The following is a 23,863-nucleotide window of genomic DNA, read 5'->3' on the forward strand; positions in this document are numbered from 1 at the left end:
CGAGGGCGGCCGCCGTCTCATCCCTTGCTGAGCCACACCTGGTCCAGGACCGCATTGCACTGGTTGCCGTCGTTGCAGGCGATCTCGATCGTATTGGTGCCTTGGTTCAGGTTCACGAGCGCCCAGGTTGTCTGCCAGCCCTTCTCCCAGTCCCCTTCGGGCATGTGGGAGAAGTTCTTCATGCTCAGCGTCTGAGAGGCATCCTTGCCGTTGACCGCAAGTGTCGCGTTGGCATCCACGCCAGGGATGCCGTAGCGGACGTTCAGCCGGTAGGAACCGGCGTTCCGGATACCGTCGACGGTCCAGGTGGCCTTGGCTCCCACCTGGTTGAAGTCGGCCACGTAGACACCGCCGTCAGCCTTGGATCCCTTGAAGTCGGTCGCCGTCCTGGCGCCGCCTTCCAGGCTGAGCGCCTTGGCATCGATCTTCGGCAGCTCACCCGAGGTCTCTGCGCTGGCGCTCGTCGACGGGCTCGGCTCCGAGCTCTTGGTGGCCGTGGGCGCCGGGCCGCCTGCCGTGTCCTCGCCCTTGTCGCCGGAGTCGTCGTTGAGCATGGCCACGCCGATGCCGATGACGACCGCGGCGACCACCGCGACGGCGCCGATCAGCAGACCCTTGGTGTTCGGGCCCCGGCCGCCGCCCTGGCCCGACTGGCGGCCCGTGGGCGCGCCGCCCGGAAGGGCCTCCGGAGCGGCGTAGTGGGCGTTCGGCCTGCCGTACGCGCCCTGCTGCTGCGGGACCTGGCCCTGGGGCGCCGTGGGGGGCTGCTGGCCGTACTGCCGCTGACCGACCGTGTGGACCCGGTTGACCGCGTTCGGGTAGCCATAACCGCCGGAGGGCGGCTGGGCTCCGTTGGCCTGACCGTCGGCGTACAGGTAACCGAACGGGTCGTCGTCCTCGGGCGTGCTCGCGCCGCTGTTGCCGGGCGTCATCCCTTGGTACTCCTCAACAGGTGCGGGGTCGGGCGGTACGTCGTGAGAAATGCGAGCCTACCCGCTCTGCGGGGCCCAAACGGGTGACTCACGCCGCACAAGTCGGCTGACCTGCGGATCATCCGGCGCGGCGATGTTGTTTGGGACGAGATCGTTTCTCGACGTACATCCGCTCGTCGGCTGATTTCAGCACTTCGTCCGCCGTCATTCCGCAGTGGGCCCACCCGATGCCGAAGCTCGCCCCCACCCGGACGGCCCGGCCCTCGGCGCGGATCGGCTGGATGATCTCGTTGCGCAGCCGTACGGCGAGGTCCTGGGCGTCGGCCCGGCCGAGGCCGTCGGCGAGGATCACGAACTCGTCGCCGCCGAGCCGGGCCACGGTGTCGCCGTCGCGCACGCCGTTGCCCAGTCGCCGGGCCACCTCGATGAGCACCGCGTCGCCCGCGTTGTGCCCGAACCGGTCGTTGATCGACTTGAAGCCGTCGAGGTCGCAGAAGAGGACCGCGAGGCCCTTGGTGCCGTCGTCGTGGTCGCCCTCGGGGGCGACGGTGTGCACGTGGTGGTCGTAGGCGTCGTACGCCTCGGTGCCCGGCCGGAAGTCGAAGCCGTGGTCGCCGACGTCGTAGCCGGGGTGGCCGTGTGCGGTGTCCTGCGACTCGGGGTCGCCCGCGTGCGCGGTCTGGGACCGCCGGCACAGCCGGGAGGACAGGCGGGCGCGCAGCTCGGCGGAGTTCGGCAGGCCGGTCAGGGAGTCGTGGGAGGCGCGGTGGGCGAGCTGGAGCTCGCGGCGCTTGCGCTCCTCTATGTCCTCGACGTGGGTGAGCAGGAAGCGGGGCCCGTCGGCGGCGTCCGCGACGACGGAGTTGCGCAGGGACACCCAGACGTAGGAGCCGTCGCGGCGGCCCAGCCGCAGCTCCGCCCGGCCGCCCTCCGCCGAGGTCCGCAGCAGGGTGCCTATGTCCTCGGGGTGGACGAGGTCGGAGAAGGAGTAGCGGCGCATGGCGGAGGCGGGGCGGCCAAGCAGCCGGCACAGGGCGTCGTTGGTGCGCAGGATCCGGCCGTGCTGGTCGCCGCCCATCTCGGCGATGGCCATGCCGGACGGCGCGTACTCGAAGGCCTGGCGGAAGCTCTCCTCGCTGGCGCGCAGGGCCTGCTGCTCGCGTTCCAGGCGTATGAGGGCGCGCTGCATGTTGGAGCGCAGCCGGGCGTTGCTGATCGCGATGGCCGCCTGGAAGGCGTACATCTGGAGGGCCTCGCGGCCCCAGGCGCCGGGCCGGCGGCCGTTGCGCGGGCTGTCCACGGAGATCACGCCGAGCAGTTCGCCGGAGGAGCCGCCGGCTCCGCCGGGGACGTCCATGGGCGCGAAAAGCCGGTCGGCGGGGTGCCACTCGTCCTCGAAGCGTGGCGCGGGCCCGTCGGTGTACCACGTGGGGACGTCGTCGTCGTCGAGGACCCAGCCCTCGGTGTGGGGTATGAAGACCAGGCCGCCCCACTGCTCGCCCATGGCCAGCCGGCGGTCCCAGGACTCCCGGGAGCCGACGCGGCCGGTGATGAGCGCCTCGGCGGCGGAGTTCCCGGCCAGGGCGGCGACCACGAGGTCGCCGTCGGCGCGCACGAGGTTGACGCAGGCCAGGTCGTAGCCCAGGCCCTGCACCACGCCGTCGGCGACGGTCTGCAGTGTGTCCGCCAGGCTTCGTGCGGTGTTCATGTCCGCCATGACCTGGTGAAGTTTCCGCAAGGACGCCAGGCGGACGTACGGCTCCGAGTCGGTCTCCATGCTCGCCCTCCCCCCGAGACCTCGCCAGCGAATCAAGGGTGCTGTTCGGCGTATCGTCTGCGCATTCTCAGCCACTGAATCACAGCGCGAAGCCCACTCGGTACACAGGGTCAACAATTCACAGCTCTTGTGACTCAAGTCACAGATGAACGTGAACAATTGAGCGCGGTTTCTGTCTTTCCCCCGTGCGTTTGATGAACGCGGGCCACGCGGCTGTGGGGACATGATGCACGACTTGCTCGGCCGCTGGTCCTAGGTCCCGGTTCGGGCCCGGGTCCGATGCGGCGGTGGCGGGCCGGTGGTTAGCGTTCCGTGTGTGTTGAACACTTCCTCCGTGCCGCCCGCCCCCTGTCCCACCGCCTCCGCCGAGCCGGCCCCGCTCGGGCGGCAGGGACCGCCGTCCGGGCATGCTGAGGGGGTGACCGACGAGGAGTTCCGTGCCGCGATGTCCAGGCTGGCCGCCGGTGTGGTCCTGGTGACTGCGCAGGAGCCGTCGCTGGACCCGGACGACCCGCGGGCTCCGGCCGGCGAGGACGCGGGCATGACGGCGACGGCGTTCATGTCGGTGTCCCTGGACCCGCCGCTGGCCCTGGTCAGCGTGCGCGAGGGCTCCCGCATGGACGACCTGCTCGCCGAACAGCCCCTGTGGGCGGTCTCGGTCCTCGCCGACAGCCAGCACGCCATCGCCGGCCGCTTCGCCATGAAGGGCCGGCTCAGCGACCGCCTGCTGTTCCGGGACCTCCCCCACACCCGCGGCGAGGTCTCCGGCGCCCCCCTGCTGACCGGCGCCCTGGCCACCCTGGAACTGCGCACCGAACAGCGGGTGCGGGCGGGCGACCACACCCTGGTCATCGGCCGCGTCCTGACGGCCCGCCTGCCCGGCACGAACGACGAACCTCTCATGTACTACCACGGCCGCTACCGCCACCTGCGCTGACGTCAGGACCGCATCCGGTGTCCGACTACCGCCGAGCCGGGCCGCCGTCCGCCGGCGCGCTGTGCCCGGCCACCGCCCGGTCGCGCCGGCGTCCCGTCGGCGGCGTGACGCCGGTCAGCCCCAGTCCTTTCCCGAGCGTCCCCGCTTCGTCTGCGAGCGTTGCTTCTTCTCGCGCAGCCGGCGCTCGTTGATGCCGCGTGGGATGCGGGTGGGTCTGCGGGGCCTGGGCGGGGGCGCGGTCGCCTCGGCGAGGAGCGCGGCGAGGCGCACGGCGGCGGCCTCGCGGTTGCGCCACTGGGACCGGTGCTCGGAGGCGCGCACGCTGATGACGCCGTCGACGAGCCGGTCCGCGAGGCGTTCGAGGGCGCGCTGCTTCCACACCTCCGGCAGCGCCTCGGTGTTGGCGAGGTCGAAGCGCAACTCCACCTGGGAGTCCGTGGTGTTGACATGCTGGCCGCCGGGCCCGGAGGACCGCGAGAAGCGCCAGGCCAGTTCGGCCTCGGGGAGCGCGACGGAGCCGCGGATGAGATGGGGACCGGACATGTCGTCCATGTTCCCCTCCCCGTCCCGTCACGTCATCCTGTTTTCGCCGCGGGCGTGTTCGATCCGGGTGGGTAAAAAAGGTAAAGGGACGCGGAACTCGGAGGACCCTCCTCGGCGTTCCTATGGGTGGCGGTAGCTTCGTCCGCATACGCAACGAGGGAAGGGACTCCCAACAATGGCTGTAAGCCTGTCCAAGGGTGGCAACGTCTCGCTCACCAAGGAGGCTCCGGGCCTGACCGCTGTCACCGTGGGCCTCGGCTGGGACGTCCGCACCACCACCGGCACGGACTTCGACCTGGACGCGTCCGCGATCGCGGTCAACGCGCAGGGCAAGGTCTACTCGGACCAGCACTTCGTCTTCTTCAACAACAAGCAGACCCCGGACAACACCATCGTCCACACCGGCGACAACGTCACCGGCGAGGGCGACGGCGACGACGAGGCGATCAACGTCAACCTCGCCGGGCTCCCCGCCGACGTCGACAAGGTCGTCTTCCCGGTCTCCATCTACGACGCCGAGAACCGCGGCCAGAACTTCGGCCAGGTCCGCAACGCCTACATCCGCATCGTCAACCAGGCCGGCGGCACCGAGATCGCCCGCTACGACCTGTCGGAGGACGCGGCCACCGAGACGGCCATGGTCTTCGGCGAGCTGTACCGCAACGGCGCGGAGTGGAAGTTCCGCGCCGTCGGCCAGGGCTACGCCTCGGGCCTGGTCGGCATCGCCCAGGACTTCGGCGTCAACGTCTGACGGACGCGGTCCGGCGACCACGGCCGGCCGGCGGCCGGCCGTGGTCAGGGACCCGCAGGTCTGCCGTCCCCGTACAGCCAGTCGGCCCAGATTCCGGCGAAGTCCGTGTCCGGGGCCTTCTTCTGCACGTAGGCGGTGAAGTCGGCGGTGTCCGCGTTGCCGTGACGGTGGGCGGCGGCCCAGCCCCGGACGATGTCCTGGAAGGCCCGGTCGCCGACCGCCTGGCGGATCCGGTGCAGCACCATCGCGCCGCGCTCGTAGACGGGCCGGCCGGAGATGTGCTCGGCACCGCTGGGCCGCGCGGGCGGAAAAGCCCACACCTCCTCGTTCGCGGCGTCGTCGGTGAAGTAGTCGCCGCGCAGGAGCGCGTCGAAGGCCTGCTGCGCGGTCCGGCCACCGTGGTCCTCCTCCCACAGCCACTGCGCGTAGGTCGCGAAGGCCTCGTTCAGCCACATGTCCCGCCAGCTCTTCGGGGTGACCGAGTCCCCGAACCACTGGTGGACGAGTTCGTGGACGAGGGTCCCGATGTCGGGCGTGCCGGGGAAGACGGGCCGGTTCTGGGTCTCCAGGGCGTAGCCGGCGTCCTCGCGACGGCCGACGACCGCGCCGGTGGACGAGAAGGGATACGGGCCGAAGCGCCGCTCCGCCCACTCGACGACCTCGGGGATCCTGGCCAGCACGGCCCTGCTCTCCCGCACCTGGGACGGCTCGACGGCGACGTACACGGGCAGGCCGCTCCTCGTGGTGGAGCGGGTGATCTCGAACCGGCCGATCGCGACCATGGCCAGATAGCTCGCCATCGGCTCGGCGGTGCGCCACCGGAACGTCGTACGCCCCCCGCTGGTCGTCTCGCTCCTCAACTCACCGTTGGAGACGGCCCGCAGCCCCTCGGGCACGGTGACCGCGATGTCGTACGCGGCCTTGTCGGACGGGTGGTTGTTCCCCGGGAACCACGCCATCGACCCGACCGGCTCGCCGAGGGCGAGCGCACCGTCGGCGGTGGGCAGCCAGCCCTCCCGCGATCCGTCGGGGTCGACGACGACCCGCGGGCTCCCGGAATAGCGCACCGTCGTGCTGAACGTCTCCCCCTTCAGCAGATCGTCGTGGGGCCGCACGGTGAGTTCCTGCCCGGCCCGGCTGAACCAGGCGGCCTTCCCCGCCACCGTGACGCTCCGGACGTCGAGCCCGCTGAGATCGAGGTCGAAGGCGGACAGGTCCTTGGTCGCCCGGGCGGTGATGACCGCCGTACCCGTGAGGTGACGGCGGTCCGGGTCGTAGTCGAGGGTCAGGCCGTAGTGGCTGACGTCGTACCCGCCGTTGCCCGCCCGGGGGAAGTACGGGTCCTGTACGCCGGTCCCGCCCGGGGTGCCCCGGACGCCGCCGTCGCACCCGGCCAGCGTCAGCACGAGCAGGGCGCAGCCGGCCGCGGCGGTCCGGGCGAACGGGGCGGATCGATACACGCGCGCGATCCTATGCGGGGCACATGACACCATCACCTACGTGCTCGACATCGGCTACGCCCTCTCCAACCGCTTCCCCGACCCGCCGCAGACGGACTACCGCCGCGCGGACGTGCACGCGCTGCGGCACGACCTGTTCTGCGGCGACGTCTACCTGGCCGACACCGAGTCGGACCGCGAACTGGCCACGGCCTGGGGCTGGGTGCCCGTGCTCGACTTCGCCTGGGCCCTGTGCGACATCGTCGAGCGGCTGGACCGGGATCCGGCCGGGTCCCGCGCCTCCCGTCCACAGCGGGCGGAGCTGGACTTCACCGAGTCCACGGACCGCATGCTCTTCGAGCGCCGCTTCGGCTGGGTCGACATAGAGTCCGACTGGATGCCCGCCGAGGAGCCCCCGCTGTCCTTCTCGCACACGGCGCTGCGCCGTGAGGCCCGTGACTTCCTGCACGACCTCGTGGCCGACCTGTGCGACCTGCACGAGGACCTGGCGGAGAACCCGGCGATCTGGACCCTCCAGGCCCGCTACCCGCGCGTCTCCTGAGCCTCTTCCCCGGAGCCTCCCTCTCTGAGCCGCCCCCCTCTTCCCGGCCCTCTCAGCCCTCCACCCTGATCCCCAGCTCCGCCGCCAGCACCGGCGCCAGGTCCAGGAGCTGACCGGTGCTGATCACCGCGCCCGCCAGCCGGTCCAGGCCGCGCGCGATCTCCAGGGACGAGGCGCCCCGCAGGTCCACGTCCGAGAGCGTCGCCGCGCTGAAGTCGACGCCCTTGACCACGCAGTCCGCGAACTCCACCCGCTCCAGCCGGGCGCCCCCGAAGTCCGGCTCGACGAGGACACAGCCCTCGAAGACGACGTCCCGCAGCCGGGCCCTGCGCAGGTTCAGGTAGTCGATCTTGCCGCCGCGGATCCACACGCGCTCCAGGACCGCGCCGTGGCACTGCACACCGCCGAGGCGGGCGTCGACCACCTCCACATCGCGCAGGGTCGCCTCGGCGAGGTCGGTGCCGACACCCCGTATGCCGGTGAGGACGGAGTCCAGGAAGCGGGCGTGGCGCAGCGACGTGTCGTCCAGCGCGCAGCCCCCGAGCGCACAGTCCAGGAAGCGGGCACCCGCCCCGTCCTGCCCGGCGAAGTCCTCCTCCCTGAACTCCAGCCCGTCGTAGTCCCCGTCGGGCGCCAGTCCCCCGCCGCCGTACGCCTCCAGCGCCGGCAGCCGCACCTCGGGCCGCCGCGCGCCCTTCACACCGGCCCTGCCGCTCGATCCGCTCACCATGCCCCCATGCTGCACCCCGCCACTGACAACGCCCCGGCACTTCCCTCTCCGGCCCGTCTCCGGCCGCGCGGCGCCCCTTGTCCACACGGGGATGCGATACCTCCCGATTCATGGTCTTCTGGCCAGATGAGCGTCACCCACACAGGTGAATCCGCGTCCCAGGAGACCGACCGGCACCGCTGGTGGGCACTGGTCGTCATCGCTCTCGCGCAGCTCATGGTGGTCCTGGACGCGACGATCGTGAACATCGCGCTCCCCTCCGCGCAACACGCCCTGCACATGTCCGACGGCAACCGGCAGTGGGTGATCACCGCCTACTCCCTCGCCTTCGGCGGGCTGCTCCTGCTGGGCGGGCGGATCGCCGACCTGGTGGGCCGCAAGCGCACGTTCGTCGTCGGACTGGCCGGGTTCGCCCTCGCCTCCGCGTTCGGCGGCGCGGCCACGTCCTCGGGCATGCTCTACGGCGCCCGCGCCCTCCAGGGCGCCTTCGCGGCCGTCCTCGCCCCCTCCGCGCTCAGCCTGCTCACCACGACCTTCACCCACCCCGGGGAGCGCGGGAAGGCGTTCGGCATCTACGGCGCCCTGGCGGGCAGCGGCTCGGCGATCGGCTTCATCGTCGGCGGCGTGCTGACGGAGTTCCTGAACTGGCGCTGGTGCCTGTACGTCAACGTGCCCATCGCCGTCGTCGCCGTCCTGGGCGCCCTCGCCCTGCTGCGTGACAGACCGGGCCGGACGGACGCCCGCCTCGACATGCTCGGCGCGGCGCTGGGCTGCGGCGGACTGGTCGCCGTCGTCTACGGGTTCAGCGAGGCGCAACCGCGCGGCTGGACCGATCCGGTGGTGCTGAGCCTGTTCGCCCTCGGCACGGCGCTGCTCCTGGCGTTCGTGTGGTGGCAGAGCCGGGCGCCGGTGCCGCTGCTGCCGCTGCACGTCCTGCGGGACCGCAACCGGGCGGGCTGTTTCCTGACCATGCTGCTGGCCGTGGTCGGCATGTTCGGGCTGTTCCTGTTCATGACGTACTACCTGCAGGGGATCCTCGGCTACTCGCCGCTGCGGACCGGGCTCGCCTTCCTGCCGATGACCGCCGCGATCATCACCGGTTCGACGCAGATCTCGGCCCGGCTGCTGCGGCACGTGCCGCCGCGCGCGCTCATGGTCCCCGGCACGCTCCTGGCCGCGGGCGGCCTGCTGCTCCTGACCCGGCTCACCGTCGACTCGCACTACGCGAGCGAGGTGCTGCCCGCGCTGGTGCTGATGGGCCTCGGCATGGGCCTGACCTTCATGCCGGTGTTCGCCACCGCCACCGCGGGCGTCGCCCCGCAGGACTCGGGGGTGACCTCCGCGACCGCGAACACCTCGCAGCAGGTCGGCGGTTCGATCGGCACCGCCCTGCTCAACACGCTCGCCACGACCAGCAGCGCCGCCTACGTCACCGCCCATCTGCGGGGCGGGGCGGACCGGGCCCGGGTGGTGCCGGAGGGCATCGTCCACGGCTACACGGTCGCCATCTGGTGGGCGGCCGCCGTGATGCTGCTGGCCGGGCTGGTCGCGGGCCTGATGGTGACGGGCAGGGCCCCCAAGCACGGGGCCCCGGCAAAGGCGCCCGTACGCGAACCGGTGGCATGAGGCACGAGGGCCGGGCGCTAACGCCTCAGCGCGGACAGCGCCTGCCCCGGGTTCCACGGCCTGCCCCGGCCCCTGGCCAGCGGATAACACCCCAGGCCGATCAGCGCGGCGGCGAAGTGCCCGAGATCGGTGAAGGTGCGCCCGGTCGCCAGCGACATGGCGTAGAAGGCGAGGACGGCGGTCAGGTACAGGTACCGCCAGGGCCGGGCGATCCGGTACGCCAGCACCCCCGCCACCCCGGCCAGGGCGTAACTCACGCCGACGTCCAGGGTGTTGACGGCCGACTCCGGCACCACATGCCGCTGGATCGCCCACAGCAGGGCGCCCTCGCTGATCAGCGTGGCCAGCACGTGCGCGGTCACGCACACCAGCAGCCAGCGCAGGGTGCCCAGCCAGCGCTCGGCCTGGGCGTGGAAGACCGTGTAGAGGACCGCGTACGGCAGCCAGTGGCCGCTGTCGATCCACATGGCGCTGGAGAAGAGCACCCGCACCGGGTCGTGCGACAGCTCGCGCAGGTTCGTCGAGCGGTGGCGCAGGAAGTGCTGCTCGAACTGCGGCGACATGTGGTGCAGGGCCACGGTGGTCAGGAACAGGATCAGCAGCCAGACATAGGTGCCCGGCGCGCTGCGGACGTACGCCGTCGCCGCCCGAAGCCCACGCCGCATCCGCATGACCCCGCTCACAGGCGCAAGTATGGTCGTCAGGGTGATCGAGGTGCCCGGCGCGCTGGCCGCTTCCCAGGAGAAATTCAACGGGACGGCGGGCCGCGCCTTCGTCGCCGGTCTGCCCCGGCAGGTGTCCGGCTTCCTCGACCGGTGGCGGCTGCGGATCGACGGGCCGGCGATGCACGGCGTCTGCGCGCTGGTCCTTCCGGTCCTGTGCGCCGACCGCCTGCCCGCCGTCCTGAAGCTCCAGCTGCCCGACGAGGAGAGCGCGGGAGAGGCGCCGGCGCTGCGCGCGTGGGACGGCGCGGGGGCCGTACGGCTGCTGGAGCACGACGGACCGACCGGCACGCTGCTGCTGGAACGGCTCGACTCCGCCCGCCCGCTGACATGCCTGCCGGACACCCGCGAGGCCGTCCAGGTGATCGCCGGTCTGCTGGCCCGTCTGACGTCCGTACCCGCCCCGGCCGGGACACGGCGGCTGGGTGACATCGCCGGAGCCCTCCTGGAGCGGACGCCGGGCGCGCTGCGGCTGCTGCCCGACGGGGACGACCGCCGGCTGCTCGCGGACTGCGCCGCCGCCGTGCGCGAGGTCGCCGGCGAGAGCGGCGACCGGCTGCTGCACTGGGACCTGCACTACGACAACGTCCTCGGTGCCGGCCGGGAGCCCTGGCTGGCCATCGACCCCAAGCCGCTCGCCGGTGACCCCGGTTTCGAGCTGTTCCCGGCGCTGTTCAACCGCTTCGAGCCCGGTGAGGCCGTCCCGCGCTTCGAGGTCATGACCGGGGTGCTGGGCCTCGACCGGGACCGGGCCCGCGCCTGGACGCTCGGCCGCGTCCTGCAGAACGCCCTGTGGGACCTGGAGGACGGCCGTCCGCTGTCCCCCGAACAGCTGTGGATCGGCCGCGCCCTGCGCGGGTGACACGCCGCTGAAGCACGCCCTGCGCCGGTGACACGCCGCCGGACGGCCCATCCGGCACGTCCACCGACTGTCGCGCCATACGGTACAGAATATGACAAAACGCCATATCGCTCTGCTCCTGAGCGCCACCGCGCTGGTCGGTACGGGCATCGCCGCCGCCCCGGCGGTCCCGGCGCCCAGGACGCACCTGGTGCACCCGGGCCAATCGATCCAGCGGGCGGTGGACTCCGCGCGGCAGGGTGACACCGTGCTGGTGCTGCCCGGCGTCTACCACGAGAGCGTCAAGGTGACGACGCCCGGTCTGACCCTGCGCGGCACGGGCCGCGGCACCGTCCTGGAACCGGGCGGCCAAAGCACCTCGAGCGCCTGCGGCAAGCGGGGCAACGGCATCTGTGTGGTGGGGACCAAGGCCAAGCGCCTCGAAGGCGTCACCGTCTCCCAGTTGACCCTCACCGGCTTCCGCCAGGCGGGCCTGATGGCCGTGGGCACCGACCGGCTGACCGTGCGGCAGGTGACCGCCGAGAAGAACGGGGTCTGGGGCCTGGCCGAGGAGCGCTCCGTACGCAGCCAGTACCGCTCCAACACCGCCCGGAACAACGGCGACGCCGGGCTCTTCCTGGCCAACACGATCACCGCCGAGCAGGGCGCCGTCGACACCGGCGGCACGCTGATCGCCGGCAACCGGCTGGAGGGCAACCGGATCGGCGTCACCGTCCGCCGGCTGCGCGACCTCACCGTCATGGCCAACCACGTCACCGGCAACTGCGCGGGAGTGTTCGTGGTCGGCGACGAGAACAAGCCGCGGGCCGGCGCCCTGACCGTGCGCGACAACCGGGTCGTGGAGAACAACAGGTTCTGCCCGGCGACCGCACGGCTGCCCTTCCTCCAGGGCTCGGGCATCGTCCTGACCGGCACCGAGCGGACCGACGTGTCCCGCAACCTCGTCGCCCGCAACTCGGGCAGGTCCCCCCTGTCCGGCGGCATCGTGCTGTTCAAGAGTTTCGTCGGCGCGCCCGGCGAGCGGAACCGGGTGAGCCTGAACATGCTCGACGGCAACTCCCCCGCGGACCTGGTCAACCAGGAGAGGACCGCGCTCCGCAACACCTTCACAGCCAACTCCTGCGGGACCTCCACGCCCGCCGGACTGTGCTGAGGCCATCGCCACTCGTGCAACCCACAGGACCGAGAAGGAAGGAAGGCGGCACATGACGACCGCTCAGTCCGCCCCACCGCCGTCCATGCGGCTCAGGGAGCTCGCGTTCGGGGCGGCGTGCGCCGCCGCCCTCCGCGCGGCCGCCCGGCTCGGTGTGGCCGACGCGCTCGGGGACGCGCCCATGACCGTGGAGGACCTCGCGGCCGCGGTGAAGACCGAACCCCGGCCGCTGCGCCGGCTGCTGCGGGCACTGACCTGCTACGGCGTCTTCACCGAGGAGCACGACGGCACGTTCGCGCACACCGGCATGTCCCGGCTGCTGCGCGAGGACGACCCGGCCAGCCTCCGCTACATCACCCTGTGGTGCACCGAGCCGTGGACCTGGGACGCCTGGCCGAAACTGGACGAGGCGGTGCGCACCGGGCGCAACGTCGTGGAGGACCTGTACGGCAAGGAGTTCTTCGTCCACCTCAACGAGGACGCCCCCGAGTCGGCGGACGTCTTCAACCGGGCCATGACGACCTCCAGCAAGCAGTCGGCGCGGGACGTCGCCGAGCTGCTCGACCTGTCCGGCGCCGCCTCGGTCGCCGACATCGGCGGCGGGCAGGGGCACGTGGTGGCGAGCCTGCTGGAGAAGTACCCGCTGATGCACGGCAGCCTGCTGGACCTGCCGCGGGTGGTGGACAACGCCGACCCCCAGCTCCGCGCCGGCGGCCCGCTGGCGGACCGGGTACGGATCGTGCCCGGCGACTGCCGTGAGGCCGTCCCGGTCAAGGCCGACGTCTACATCATCAAGAACATCCTGGAGTGGGACGACGACTCCACCGCCCGCTGCCTGCGCAACGTCATCGAGGCGGGCGGGGCCGGGGCACGGGTCGTGGTCATCGAGAACCTCGTCGACGACACCCCCTCGATGCGGTTCAGCACCGCCATGGACCTGCTCCTGCTGCTCAACGTCGGCGGTGCCAAGCACACCAGCGCCAGCATGGCCGACCGGCTGAAGGCCGCCGGCCTGGTCATCGACGACATCAGCCCGGTCAACCCCTACCTGCACGCCTTCGACTGCACGGTGCCCGCCTGAGCGGACCCGTGCCGACGGCGCCGCCGCGACCTTTCCGGACACCGGCCGCCGGGCCCGCGACAGAGCGGGCCCGGCGGCCGGTGGCCGTCCGTGAGGGATCGGACGGCTCGTCAGTTGGCTGGTACGAAGGCTCAGTCACGCTCCCACAGGTAGAAGCGCCGGGCCATCGCGTCCTTCGGCGAACGCCAGGTCTGCGGGTCGTAGGCGCTGACGTACGCCGACAGCCGCTCGCTGATGCCGCGGAACTCCGGGTGGCCCGCCACCTTGGCGATGGCCGGCCCCGGGTCACGGTCCGCCTCGACCAGGTGCATGTACACATCGCCGAACTGGAAGAGGCTGCGCCGGGTGACGCCGACCAGGTGCGGCAGCTCCCCCCGGTCGGACTCCTCGAAGATCTTGGCGATGTCCGGTGCCGAGTCCGGGGCCATCCGGGCGACGATCAGGGCTTGGTGCACGATGCTTCCTCCGTCCGGCTCAGTCGGTGGTCAGGACCGGCTCGGCCCGGTGCCCGGCGGCGGCCTTCTCGATCCTGTCGCGGATCAGGGCCATCTGGACCTTGGAGTTCTTGTTGATGTTGTCGGTCATCCAGTCGTCGTCGACCGGCGCCTCCGGCTTCATCGCGAAGTCCTGGGTCCAGATCATCCGGGTGCCGCCGGGGACCTCCTCGTACCTCCAGTGGATGTTCATGTGGTCGAAGGGGCCCGTCTCGACCCGGCGGGCCCTGACCGAGAGTGTGGCCCGGTCGGGCTCGCGCTCGGAGACCCAGCTCCACACGGTGCCGTTCTCGTCCGGGTGCATGGTCAGCCGGAAGGTGCACTTGTCGCCTTCCTGGGACAGGATCTCGGCGGAGGCGTACTCGCTGAACAGCCGCGGCCAGTTCGCCACATCGTTGGTCATGTCCCAGACCAGGTCCACCGGCGCGGCGATGGTGATCTCGTTCTCGGTGTGTCCCGCCATTTTCTACGCTCCTGCCAGAAGGGTGCTGTTGACGAGGTCGAGGAACTTCCTGGGCGTCTTGCAGCGCTCCGCGTCGGCCGGCATCGGCATGCCGTGACGGTTCTCCAGTTCGCCCACGATGCCGAGCAGGCCGAGCGAGTCGATACCGAGCTCGTCGAATCCGGTCTCGGACCGGTCCGCCAGCTCCTGCGGGCTGACGGTGATCCCAGCGGCCTTCTTCATGAGTTCGGCCAGTTCCTCCACTGTGATTCGGTCACTCATGCGGTTCCTCTCCTTGTTGCTCCCGGTTGATCGTGGCTGCCTCGCTAAGAGGCCTCGGCGGCACCGTGCCGGAGCACCAGCGCCGAGTTCGAGCCCATGAGCCCCCGGCTGAGGACCAGCGCCGTGCGCACCTCGGCGGCGCGGGCACGACCGGTCACCAGGTCGAGGTCATGGCAGATGTCGGAGACGTTCGGGGTGGGCGGGATCAGGCCGTGCTCCATCGCCAGGACCGCCGTCGCCGCGTCCAGCACCGGGGCGGCGCAGTACGCCCGGCCGGTGCCCGTCTTGGGCGCCGTGACCGGCACACGCCGGCCGTGCGCGCCGAGCGCGTCGGTGAGGGCGAGCGCCTCGGCCCGGTCCGCCTCGGGGACGCCGAGGGCATCGGCGAAGACGACGTCGACCTCCTCGGGCGCGCACCCGGCCTCGGCCAGAGCCCCGCGGATCGCCTCCGCCAGCCCTTCCCGGGACAGCTCCCAGCGGGAGGCGCCGGTGAAGGTCGCCGCGTGCCCGGCCAGGACGGCCCGTACGGGCACGCCCCGCTCACGGGCCGCCCCGGCCGCCTCCACGGCGAGCATCGCGCCGCCCTCGGCCGGCACGAACCCGCAGGCCTCCTCGGTGAACGGGCGGTAGGCGCGCTCCGGGTCGGCCACCGGACTCAGCTCCCGGTAGCCGAGCTGGCACACCATCGAGTACGGGGCCAGCGGCGCCTCCGTCGAACCGGCCACGATCAGATCGGTGCCGCGCTCGACGGCCCGCGCCGCGTGCGCCAGGGCGTCCAGGCCGCCCGCCTCGTCGGCGGCGACCACCGAGCAGGGCCCCTTGAAGCCCCGCCGGATGGAGATCTGGCCGGTGCTCGCCGCGTAGAACCAGGCGATGGACTGCCAGGGGCCGACATAGCGACTGCCCTTGCCCCACAGCTTCTGCAGCTCCCGCTGGCCGAACTCGCCGCCGCCCGACCCGGCCGCGGTGACCACGCCCGCGGAGAACGGCGCCGCGTCGGTGTCGCCCTGACCCAGCCGGGCGTCCTGGAGGGCGGCGTCGGCCGCGGCCATCGCGAAGTGCGTGAAGCGGTCGGTCTGGACGAGGTAGCGCTCCTCGACCGCGGCCGAGGGTTCGAAGGACCGCACCTCGCCGGCCACTTTCAGCGGCAGGTGCTCGCAGCCCTCACGGGTCACGCGGTCCAGGACGCTCACGCCCTCCTGGGTGGACTTCCAGAAGGCCTCGGTGCTCGTGCCACCGGGCGCGACGACACCGATGCCGGTGACGGCGGCCCGCCGCTTGCGCGGTGCGCTCATCGTGTCCTCTCCCTCTGCCGGGTCAGGATCACCGCGGACTGGAAGCCGCCGAAGCCGCTGCCCACGGAGAGCACGCTGTCCAGCTTCCGCTCGCGGGCGACCCGCGGGACGTAGTCCAGGTCGCACTCGGGGTCGGGGGTCTCGTAGTTCGCGGTCGGCGGGACCGCCTGATGGGCCAGCGCCAGCACGCAGGCCACCACCTCGATCGCCCCGATCGCCCCCAGCGAGTGACCCACCATCGACTTGATGGAGCTCATGGGGGTGTCGTAGGCGTGGTGGCCCAGTGCCCGCTTCACCGCGGCCGTCTCGTGCCGGTCGTTCTGACGGGTGCCGGAGCCGTGCGCGTTGACGTAGCCGATCGCGGTGGCGTCCAGGCGGGCGTGGTCAAGGGCGGTCTCGATCGCCCGCGCCATCTCCAGGCCCTCGCTGGTCAGTCCGGTCATGTGGTAGGCGTTGCCGAACGTGGCGTAGCCGCTGAGCTCGCAGTACACATGGGCGCCGCGGGCCCGGGCGTGCTCCAGCTCCTCCAGTACGAGCACCGCGCCGCCCTCGCCCATGACGAACCCGTCACGGTCGTTGTCGAAGGGGCGGGAGGCGTGTGCGGGGTCGTCGTTGTTCGGCGACGTCGCCCTGATCGCGTCGAAGCACGCCATCGTGATCGGCGATATCGGCGAGTCCGACGCTCCGGCTATGCAGATGTCCGCCCTGCCCTCCTCCACGGTGTGCAGCGCGTAGCCGACCGCGTCGAGTCCGGAGGTGCAGCCCGTGGAGACGGTCTGCACCGGACCGCGGGCCCCGAACCGCTCGGCCACCGTGGAGGCCAGCGTGCTCGGCGTGAACGCCCGCTCCAGATGCGGCCGGGACCGCTCGTGGTCCACGTCCCAGCGGTCGCCGCGGTGACTGACCAGGACGTAGTCGTTCTCCAGCCGCGTGGTGCCGCCGACCGCGGTGCCCAGCGAGACCCCGACCCGCCAGGGGTTCTCCCCGGCGAGGTCGAGTCCGGAGTCCGCCACCGCCTCCTGGCCGGCGGCCAGGGCGAACTGGATGTAGCGGTCGCAGCGCTCCACCTGCTCCTCGTCCAGCCCCGCGGCCGCCGGATCGAAGTCGCACTCGGCGGCGATCCGGGACCGCAGCCCCGACGGGTCGAAGAACGTGATGCCCCGCGTCGCGGTGCGCCCGTTCGCCAGCAGGTCCCAGAACGCCGGGACGCCGATGCCGCCCGGCGCCACGATGCCTATGCCGGTGACCGCCACCCGCCTGGTCATGATCGGACCTCTGCCACGTCCGCCGGCGGCGCCTCCGCGCCGGCCGCCGCCGGCTCGGTGCCCTCGGTGTCGACGTGGCCGAGCTGCGGGCGCGGGGCCAGCGGCCCGAGGTGGAAGACGATCCGCGCCTCCACGTCGCCCACGTTGCGGAAGCGGTGGCGCATGTAGGCGGGGATCATCAAACCCTGTTCCGGTCTGAGCGGGTGCGGCTCGCCGTCCAGGTCCACCTCGAGCTCGCCGCAGACGACGTACACGAACTCCTCGGAGTACGGGTGGTAGTGCTCGCCGATGCGGTCACCGGGCTGCACGATGGCCACGCCCATGAAGCCGCTGGTGGAACCGACCGTGGCCGGGGTGAGCATGGCGCGCAGATCCCCTCCGCGCTTCGTGTTGGGCTCGGTTTCGCCGAGCTCCACGATCCTGGGCCTGGGTTTGATCACGTCGTTCCTCCGGTGGTGTGGTACGTCGGCTTCGGAATGCGTCAGGCGTCCGGCGCGGACCGGCGGTCGGTGATGAGGTCCATACGGGCGAGGGTGAGCAGACGGGCCAGGTCGCCGTCCTTCGGGGCGGCGCCCTCGTCGAGCAGGGTGGTCAGCTCCGACGCCTGCGCGGGATCCGTCAGGGCCAGCGCGGCGGCCGGGTCGGCGTCGAGACCGCCACGGACGTCGACCAGCCGGACGACGATGTCGTCCCGCTCGAAGACCGTGCTGCGCAGCACCGGGCTGTCCGGGTTCTGGCCGGCCTGCTCGTCGTGCTGGGACAGCAGCTCCGCCAGCTTCATGCCCATGCCGGGCCGCGCCGGGTAGTACAGCGCGTGCCGCTCACCCTCCGTGCTCTCCTGGCCGACCGTCACGTGGTGCACCGCGGGCAGCGCCGCCCGGGTGAAGAACACCCGGGCGGACTCCGGGTCGTCGAGGTCGCGGTCCTGCTCCAGGTAGGGGTTGAGGGCCTCCTCGGTCTTCCGGATCTGCGGCTGCTGGGCCACGTGCCGCAGCGCCACGAGGAGGTCGCCGCGCACCTCGATGGCCCGCACGACCCGGTTGCCGTGCATGAAGAGGGAGGTGCGGCACAGCCGGGTGGTGCCGTCCACGTCCGCCTCGGGCGGCTCGTAGTTGGCCAGGATGTCGGCCACCTTCTGCTCGCTGCCCGGCTTCACCGTGAAGGTCAGAGCGTGCCGGATCACACCGTCCCCGACCCTCGCCGAGTCCTGGAGCCGGCGCTCAGCGCCGGCCTTGCCCACCGTGACGCCGGTCTCGCGGACGATGTGGAAGCGCAGCGACCGGGTGTCCCGGATGCAGCTGTGCATCGGCTGCACCATCCGCACGTGCTCCTCGCTGTTCACCCAGGCGAGGAACGGCGGGGCGCTCTCCCACTCGCTGGTGATCAGCCACTGGGAGGGGTTCTCGATGGACTGGCAGAGCTGGTCGCTGACGTGCCCGGGAACGGCCGCGACCTGCTTGCCCATCTGCTCGTAGGCCTCCAGGAACTTCTGCTGGGCGCCGTCGTGGACGTCCACCAGCAGGATGACCCGGAGCCGGGAGCCGTCGAAGACGGACTGGGAGACACGTGTCGCTGCCTGCTGCTCGGTAGGTTCTGATACACGCTCAGAAATGGCGGTCATCTGCGTACGACTCCTTGGCGGGCTTGGCGGGGCAGGAGGAACGCCGGCCGCGGGTGACGCGACGTCAGCGTGATCTCGATCCTGTGCCGTGCCCGATCGGTGCGCGACTCGTGTGCACCACGCGGGTGATCACAGGGGTGATTGGTGCCGCGGACGTACGCACGACGGCCTCCGCGAGGGCATGGAGACTCCGATGCGCCCCACACCCGCACCCCGCTCCTGGAGGCATCGATGCGCCGAGAAGCCGACCACCGGGTACCCGTCCTCATCGTGGGCGGCTCCCTGGTGGGCCTGTCCACCTCCCTGTTCCTGGGCCGCCACGGCGTGCCGCACCTGCTGGTCGAACGGCACTCCGGCACCTCCATCCACCCCCGCGGGCGCGGCAACAACGTGCGGACCATGGAGCTGTTCCGGGCGGCCGGCGTCGAACCGGACATCAGGACGGCGGCGTCCCTGCTGGCGGAGAACCACGGCATCCTCCAGACGCCGACGCTGGCAGGCGACGCGGGAGAGTGGCTGTTCAAGCACATCGACCCGGGCGGCGGCCTCGCCAGGTTCAGCCCCGCCACCTGGTGCCTGTGCAGCCAGAACGACCTGGAGCCCGAGCTGCTCAGGGGCGCCCGCAGGCTCGGCGGCGACCTGCGCTACTCCCACGAGATGGAGTCCTTCGAGCAGGACGGCGAGGGCGTGACCGCGGTGGTGCGGGACCGGGGCACCGACGAGCGCTGCACCGTCCGCGCCGACTACCTGGTCGCCGCCGACGGGCCGCGCAGCCCGGTCCGGCGCCGCCTGGGCATCGGGCACAGCGGGCCCGGCGACCTGTTCGCCAACGTCAGCGTCACCTTCCGCTCCAAGCTGCTCGCCGAGGTGGTGGGCGACCGCCGCTTCATCTGCTGCTACCTCACCGACCAGGACGCCGACGGGGCCCTGCTGCCCGTCGACAACAAGGAGCACTGGGTCTTCCACGCGCCCTGGCACCCGGAGCGCGGCGAGAAGCTGGAGGAGTTCACCGAGGACCGGCTCCAGCGGCACATCCGCCGCGCGATCGGGGCCCCCGACCTGGATGTGGAGATCACCGGAAAGGCGTCCTGGCGCGCCGCCGAACGGGTCGCCCACCGCTACTCGGCCGGACGGGTGTTCCTCGCCGGTGACTCCGCGCACGAGATGTCCCCCACCGGCGCCTTCGGCTCCAACACCGGCATCCAGGACGCGCACAACCTGGTCTGGAAGCTGGCCGCCGTGCTCGGCGGCTGGGCCGGACCCGGCCTCCTCGACACCTACGACGCCGAGCGCCGCCCCGTCGCCACGGCGACCAGCGCCCGCGCCTCCGCCCGCTCCGTCGAGCACAGCCACCCCGGCTTCGCCCCGGCACCCGGCATCGGCGGCGGCAGGCGCGGCGGCATCCTCAACGTCGTCCTCGGCTACCGCTACCCGCAGGGCGCCGTCGTGGGCGCCGACCCGGACCAGGAGGTCGTGCCCGAGTCGATGCGCCTGACCGGCGAGCCGGGCAGCAGGGCGCCCCACCTGTGGCTGCGGCGCGGCGGCAGGCAGATCTCGACGCTCGACCTGTACGAGCGCTCCCTGGTGCTGCTCAGCGACGCCCGGTCGGCGGCGGGCTGGCACGCGGCGGCCCTGCGCGTCGCCGAGAGCGACGGCGTACGCCTGGACTCGTACCGCTTCGGCGCCGAGATCGTCCACGACCCGCGCGACGGCGTGGAGGGCGCGGCACCCGACTGGGCCCGTGCCCACGGCACCACGGCCGACGGAGCGGTACTGGTCCGCCCGGACGGTTTCGTGGCCTGGCGGGCGACAGGCGCCGTACCGGACGCCGAGGCAACGCTGCGGCAGGTCGTACGAACGGTGCTCAGAACAGTTTGACCTGCGAGAACGAACAGAGGCCACCCGCACCTGGCGGTGCGGATGGCCTCTGTCTGTGGAGCCTCCTGCTCAGGGAGGATCAGCGGTTGTTGAGGGCCTTCTGCTGGGAGAGCTGGCGCACCTCGTCGGCGGTGAGGGCGCTCGTGTAGAGGCGGACGTCGTCGATGGTGCCGGGGAAGTAGCTCTTGAGCTGGCCGCCGTTGTAGGAGCCGACCCCGATGTACGTGGACTGGCCTCCGTAGAAGGGCTTGCTCAGGGTGGTCTGCCCGGCCTTGGTGCCGTTGACGTACAGCGTCAGGGTGTGAGCACTGACGTCGTGCACGCCGACCAGGTGCACCCACACTCCGGCCTGAGCAGTAGTGCCGTCGGGCTGCATGGCCCGGATGGGCGTGGCGTCCGCGGTGTCGGCGGAGTACTGGTTGAACGCCCACCGGTCGTAGGCGGCCGTGTAGTACAGCTCAAACCCGGGGCTGAACTGGCCGGTCTGCGCGACGATGATGGCCGCGCTGGTGGGCTTCTTGTCGAGTTTGGCCCAGGCGGAGACGGTGAAGTTCTGCTGGGTGTTCAGGTGCGGGCCGGTGGTCTGGCCGATCTTCGCGTAGCCGTTGGTGCCATTGAACGCGGCGGCGTTGCCGTCGATGCCCGGCTGGCCGGGGGTGACCCCGCCGAAGAACTTCGCGGGCACTACGACGCCGTGTCCGTCGACCCCGGCCGCTCCCTGCTTCTCGTCCATGGAGAAGGCGGCCATCGCGGGACGGCCCGGGTCAGCGATCTGCTGAAGGGAGTTGAGCTTGCCGATCTCGGTGGCCGAGAGGGGCTTGTCGAAGAGCTGCACCTCGTCGATGGAGCCGGGGAAGAACGACTTCATCACGCCGTCGTAGCGGCCGGCTCCGAAGACCAGTCCCTCCTGGGCGTTCCAGGCCTTGGGTACCGGCGTCTCACCGACCAGCTTGTTGTCGACGTACAGACGCAGCGTCTTGGACGTTCCGTCGTACAGGCCCACCAGGTGCGTCCACGCGCCGACGGTGACGCCACCGGCCTGGGCGGCCATGGCGCGGATCGGTGTGGCGCTCGAGGTGTCGGCGGTGAACTGGTTGAAGATCCAACGGTCGTAGGCGGCGGAGTAGTACAGCTCGAACCCGGGGTTGTGCTTGCCGGGCTGGGTGACCGCGATCGCGGCCGCGGTCGGCTTGCGGTCCAGCTTCACCCAGGCCGAGACCGAGAACCCGCGGTCGGTGTCCACCACCGCGAGATCGCTGGAGGCGTAGCCGCTGGTGCCGTCCAGTTGCAGGGCCGTGCCCTTCTTGCCCGCCACCCCGGTGGTGGCGGCGCCGTACAGCGCGGCCGATCGCGGCGGGGTGGAACCCTCTGCCTGTGTGGCGCCGGCGGCCTCGTCCAGCCTCCACTCGGCCCGCTCGGGCTTGCCCGCCAGACGCACCCGCTGGATCCAGCCGGTCACGTCGTCGGTACGAGTGCTGACCGCGCCCGTGCGAGTCTCGTCGTTGCCCAGGCAACCGCCCTGCCAGGACCGGCTGTTGACTGCCACCAGCTCAGCCTTGCCACCCGTGACACGGAACACCGGCCCGCCGGTGTCGCCCATGCAGACCGCGGCACCGTCCTTGCCCGTGATGTTCACCTCGGCGGGGCCGACGGAGTCCACACCGAACGCACCCGAGTGCAGGCGGTCGGGCACCCACTCGTTCTTGGTACGGCCGTATCCGGCGCCCCGCAGCTCCTCCCCTGCCGTGGGCGCGGTGGAACTGAGCACAACAGGCGTGATGTTGGTGACCGGTGTGGCGAGCCGGGCCAGCATCAGGTCCCGGTCACCGTGCGGGACGAGCTCGGTGACCTGCCGCACCTGGCCGGCTGTCTTGCTCAGGTCGGTACGACCGATGGTGACGGTGGTCGCCCACTTGGGCTTGCCTCCGGCAGCCTGTGGGTTCTGGGCAGGGTCGTCGGCGAAACAACTGGCCGCGGTCAGCACCCAGTTCGTATTCACCAGCACACCCGAACAGGCACGCTGGGTCTCACGGGAACCGATGTCGAGCTTCGCGGTGAACGCGTACTCCCCGTCCAGGGCGGCCGTGCCGGTAACGGCCTGCGCCGAAACGGGGGCGAGGAGACCGCCCGCGAAGGCAGCGGCAAGGAGGCCGCCTGCCAAAGCGACACGTGGATGATTTTTAAACATAGGAATCTTTCTGTCTGTTGAGCGCCGTTAAAAGACGTGGGACAGCGCGGTGGCACCTGCGTTGTCCGCCCACGAGGCGCATGCCTTCCGCTCCGCCACCAATACCCACTCCGCGCAGAACTTCGCGACGACGCAGGGGACTTCACGCGCAGGGTGTGGGCAACGACATCTGCGACGACCCTCACGGGGTTAGCTGCGTGACTTCCTGCCTGGTGTCACACTTGTCGGCCCCGGCTCCGCCATGACAAGGATCGAGGGGGCGACATCTCCGATCGTGGTCACGTGCAGCCAGGTGCTCCGCATCAAAGGGAGCCCGCGCCAATACTTTTCCCGCCAGGAGCTTTACGTCTACTCGCAATCAGATGCCGCTCGCCTGACCCATCCAGGAACGGGCGGATCAGCCAACCGCGCGGAAAATATTTCGCCGAGAAAACCTCACTTGCTGGAGATGATTTCAACCAACATGTGATCGCCGTCCGCCGGGTTGGCCGCTTCTCCCACATTGGTCCAAGCGTTCTTTGCGACATCGTAGGACTTTTCCCGCTCGCCCACGGTCATCTTCACCTCAGTCTCGTAGGCGTTGCCCCTCACTCCGTAAACCGACGGTATCTCCAAGGTCAGGTATCCGCCGTTACCAGTGACCCGGAAGCAGATTTTGTCCATGGTTCGCGGCCACACTTCCAGCAACCCCTCCTGACTTCCGCACTCCGCCAGGAGGATATGCCCGTCCCCACGCTTCAGCACGATCCCCTTCTCTTTGAGGATCTTGTCCGCCTGCGGATAATCGAAGTACTCCACTGCATACGCCGGACCCTCTCCAGCCGCGACATCTACCTGCAAGGGGGTTTCCTGCCGACCCGTTGCACCGAACGCGACGCCCGCACCGACAGCAATCAGCGCACAAATCGACACGGCTATACGACCCGCAACTCTCATACCTTTTCTCCACATCGAAAGAAATTCAAACGAAACGCGCCACCCTTTCACCTTAAGGCGAACAAGGACGCACAACGCAGACCGTTACCGATTTGTGATCTTGTGGGTCCAGTCAGGACTCCCGTTACCCGCCGAGTTGAAGTTCAAAATCATATCTTCCACCGAGATAAGCCCGACCTGGATTCATAAGCCCTGGCGGCATAAAATTACACCCCCTCCACAGCATGTCCACTTTTAAAGGGCAAAAGGTGCGCACTGAAACTACCCTCTTGCCGAAAAGTCGACTGCCCTGACAGGTTGTTGGGGGGCTCACATATGACTGTGTGTGGGTTCTGTACTCACTAATG

23 protein-coding genes are annotated in these 23,863 nt (G+C 70.8%); 8 read left to right on the top strand and 15 right to left on the bottom strand.

Annotated elements, in window-relative coordinates; all coding sequences use genetic code 11:
• Positions 1–17: 17 nt before the first annotated feature.
• On the bottom strand, positions 18–932 hold the full coding sequence (locus tag CG719_RS14575; protein WP_100569038.1) for a carbohydrate-binding protein: 915 nt from the start codon (positions 930–932) through the stop codon (positions 18–20).
• A gap of 118 nt (positions 933–1,050) precedes the next feature.
• On the bottom strand, positions 1,051–2,709 hold the full coding sequence (gene cdgB / locus CG719_RS14580) for a diguanylate cyclase CdgB (RefSeq protein WP_100569039.1): 1,659 nt from the start codon (positions 2,707–2,709) through the stop codon (positions 1,051–1,053).
• A gap of 418 nt (positions 2,710–3,127) precedes the next feature.
• Here cdgB and CG719_RS14585 point away from each other — a divergent pair, with 418 nt between their 5' ends.
• Entirely contained in the window at positions 3,128–3,646 is a 519-nt protein-coding gene (locus tag CG719_RS14585) for a flavin reductase family protein (RefSeq protein ID WP_234375580.1), read from the top strand.
• A gap of 114 nt (positions 3,647–3,760) precedes the next feature.
• On the opposite strand, the gene arfB is transcribed toward CG719_RS14585, so the two are convergent.
• Positions 3,761–4,198 carry an alternative ribosome rescue aminoacyl-tRNA hydrolase ArfB gene (arfB, locus tag CG719_RS14590; RefSeq protein WP_100569040.1) on the bottom strand — a complete coding sequence of 146 codons (438 nt, stop codon included), beginning with the start codon at positions 4,196–4,198 and terminating at the stop codon, positions 3,761–3,763.
• Between the two features lie 166 nt (positions 4,199–4,364).
• On the opposite strand from arfB, the gene CG719_RS14595 reads away from it, so the two are divergent.
• On the top strand, positions 4,365–4,940 hold the full coding sequence (locus CG719_RS14595) for a TerD family protein (protein ID WP_100569041.1): 576 nt from the start codon (positions 4,365–4,367) through the stop codon (positions 4,938–4,940).
• A 44-nt stretch (positions 4,941–4,984) separates the two neighbouring features.
• Here CG719_RS14595 and CG719_RS14600 read toward each other — a convergent pair whose 3' ends face one another.
• A complete protein-coding gene (locus CG719_RS14600; RefSeq protein WP_234375581.1) occupies positions 4,985–6,400 on the bottom strand; it encodes a M1 family metallopeptidase in 1,416 nt (471 codons plus the stop codon).
• 40 nt (positions 6,401–6,440) lie between these two features.
• Between CG719_RS14600 and CG719_RS14605 the strand changes: the two genes are divergently transcribed.
• Positions 6,441–6,941, top strand: a complete 501-nt coding sequence (locus CG719_RS14605) for a hypothetical protein (protein WP_100569043.1) — start codon at positions 6,441–6,443, stop codon at positions 6,939–6,941.
• Positions 6,942–6,993: 52 nt separating this feature from the next.
• Here the strand turns inward: CG719_RS14605 and CG719_RS14610 are convergent, their stop codons facing one another.
• Positions 6,994–7,671, bottom strand: a complete 678-nt coding sequence (locus CG719_RS14610; RefSeq protein WP_100569044.1) for a pentapeptide repeat-containing protein — start codon at positions 7,669–7,671, stop codon at positions 6,994–6,996.
• Between the two features lie 126 nt (positions 7,672–7,797).
• Between CG719_RS14610 and CG719_RS14615 the strand changes: the two genes are divergently transcribed.
• Positions 7,798–9,297 carry an MFS transporter gene (locus tag CG719_RS14615; RefSeq protein ID WP_100569045.1) on the top strand — a complete coding sequence of 500 codons (1,500 nt, stop codon included), beginning with the start codon at positions 7,798–7,800 and terminating at the stop codon, positions 9,295–9,297.
• A 17-nt stretch (positions 9,298–9,314) separates the two neighbouring features.
• On the opposite strand, the gene CG719_RS14620 is transcribed toward CG719_RS14615, so the two are convergent.
• Complete coding sequence (locus tag CG719_RS14620) at positions 9,315–9,968, bottom strand: rhomboid-like protein (protein WP_100569046.1); 654 nt, start codon at positions 9,966–9,968, stop codon at positions 9,315–9,317.
• 22 nt (positions 9,969–9,990) lie between these two features.
• Here CG719_RS14620 and CG719_RS14625 point away from each other — a divergent pair, with 22 nt between their 5' ends.
• The 3 genes from CG719_RS14625 (at position 9,991) to CG719_RS14635 (ending at position 13,115) form a co-directional block, all read left to right on the top strand.
• On the top strand, positions 9,991–10,881 hold the full coding sequence (locus CG719_RS14625) for an aminoglycoside phosphotransferase family protein (RefSeq protein WP_100569149.1): 891 nt from the start codon (positions 9,991–9,993) through the stop codon (positions 10,879–10,881).
• A gap of 91 nt (positions 10,882–10,972) precedes the next feature.
• The gene (locus CG719_RS14630) at positions 10,973–12,034 is read left to right on the top strand and encodes a right-handed parallel beta-helix repeat-containing protein (RefSeq protein ID WP_100569047.1); all 1,062 of its coding nucleotides are present in this window, start codon (positions 10,973–10,975) and stop codon (positions 12,032–12,034) included.
• Positions 12,035–12,086: 52 nt separating this feature from the next.
• Entirely contained in the window at positions 12,087–13,115 is a 1,029-nt protein-coding gene (locus CG719_RS14635; protein ID WP_100569048.1) for a methyltransferase, read from the top strand.
• Positions 13,116–13,246: 131 nt separating this feature from the next.
• Here the strand turns inward: CG719_RS14635 and CG719_RS14640 are convergent, their stop codons facing one another.
• The 7 genes from CG719_RS14640 to CG719_RS14670 are packed head-to-tail and all read right to left on the bottom strand — an operon-like array spanning position 13,247 to position 18,514.
• Positions 13,247–13,570: a TcmI family type II polyketide cyclase gene (locus tag CG719_RS14640; RefSeq protein WP_100569049.1), complete on the bottom strand. Its 324-nt coding sequence runs from the start codon at positions 13,568–13,570 to the stop codon at positions 13,247–13,249.
• 19 nt (positions 13,571–13,589) lie between these two features.
• Positions 13,590–14,072: an SRPBCC family protein gene (locus CG719_RS14645; protein WP_100569050.1), complete on the bottom strand. Its 483-nt coding sequence runs from the start codon at positions 14,070–14,072 to the stop codon at positions 13,590–13,592.
• Positions 14,073–14,075: 3 nt separating this feature from the next.
• Positions 14,076–14,333 carry an acyl carrier protein gene (locus CG719_RS14650; protein WP_100569051.1) on the bottom strand — a complete coding sequence of 86 codons (258 nt, stop codon included), beginning with the start codon at positions 14,331–14,333 and terminating at the stop codon, positions 14,076–14,078.
• A gap of 44 nt (positions 14,334–14,377) precedes the next feature.
• On the bottom strand, positions 14,378–15,628 hold the full coding sequence (locus tag CG719_RS14655; protein WP_100569052.1) for a ketosynthase chain-length factor: 1,251 nt from the start codon (positions 15,626–15,628) through the stop codon (positions 14,378–14,380).
• Positions 15,625–16,893: a beta-ketoacyl-[acyl-carrier-protein] synthase family protein gene (locus CG719_RS14660; protein ID WP_100569053.1), complete on the bottom strand. Its 1,269-nt coding sequence runs from the start codon at positions 16,891–16,893 to the stop codon at positions 15,625–15,627. The genes CG719_RS14655 and CG719_RS14660 overlap by 4 nt, the downstream gene beginning before the upstream one ends.
• Positions 16,890–17,333, bottom strand: coding sequence for a cupin domain-containing protein (locus tag CG719_RS14665; RefSeq protein WP_199836637.1), 444 nt, complete (start codon positions 17,331–17,333; stop codon positions 16,890–16,892). The genes CG719_RS14660 and CG719_RS14665 overlap by 4 nt, the downstream gene beginning before the upstream one ends.
• A 41-nt stretch (positions 17,334–17,374) precedes the next feature.
• On the bottom strand, positions 17,375–18,514 hold the full coding sequence (locus tag CG719_RS14670; RefSeq protein ID WP_100569055.1) for a SchA/CurD-like domain-containing protein: 1,140 nt from the start codon (positions 18,512–18,514) through the stop codon (positions 17,375–17,377).
• A gap of 231 nt (positions 18,515–18,745) precedes the next feature.
• Here CG719_RS14670 and CG719_RS14675 point away from each other — a divergent pair, with 231 nt between their 5' ends.
• Positions 18,746–20,392, top strand: a complete 1,647-nt coding sequence (locus tag CG719_RS14675) for an FAD-dependent oxidoreductase (protein WP_100569056.1) — start codon at positions 18,746–18,748, stop codon at positions 20,390–20,392.
• Between the two features lie 79 nt (positions 20,393–20,471).
• Here CG719_RS14675 and CG719_RS14680 read toward each other — a convergent pair whose 3' ends face one another.
• Both CG719_RS14680 and CG719_RS14685 read right to left on the bottom strand, forming a co-directional pair.
• On the bottom strand, positions 20,472–22,553 hold the full coding sequence (locus CG719_RS14680) for a LamG-like jellyroll fold domain-containing protein (protein WP_234375583.1): 2,082 nt from the start codon (positions 22,551–22,553) through the stop codon (positions 20,472–20,474).
• A gap of 462 nt (positions 22,554–23,015) precedes the next feature.
• The gene (locus CG719_RS14685; protein WP_100569057.1) at positions 23,016–23,420 is read right to left on the bottom strand and encodes a hypothetical protein; all 405 of its coding nucleotides are present in this window, start codon (positions 23,418–23,420) and stop codon (positions 23,016–23,018) included.
• Positions 23,421–23,863 lie beyond the last annotated feature (443 nt).

Source organism: Streptomyces sp. CB01373 (genome assembly GCF_002803075.1).
GTDB lineage: Bacteria > Actinomycetota > Actinomycetes > Streptomycetales > Streptomycetaceae > Streptomyces.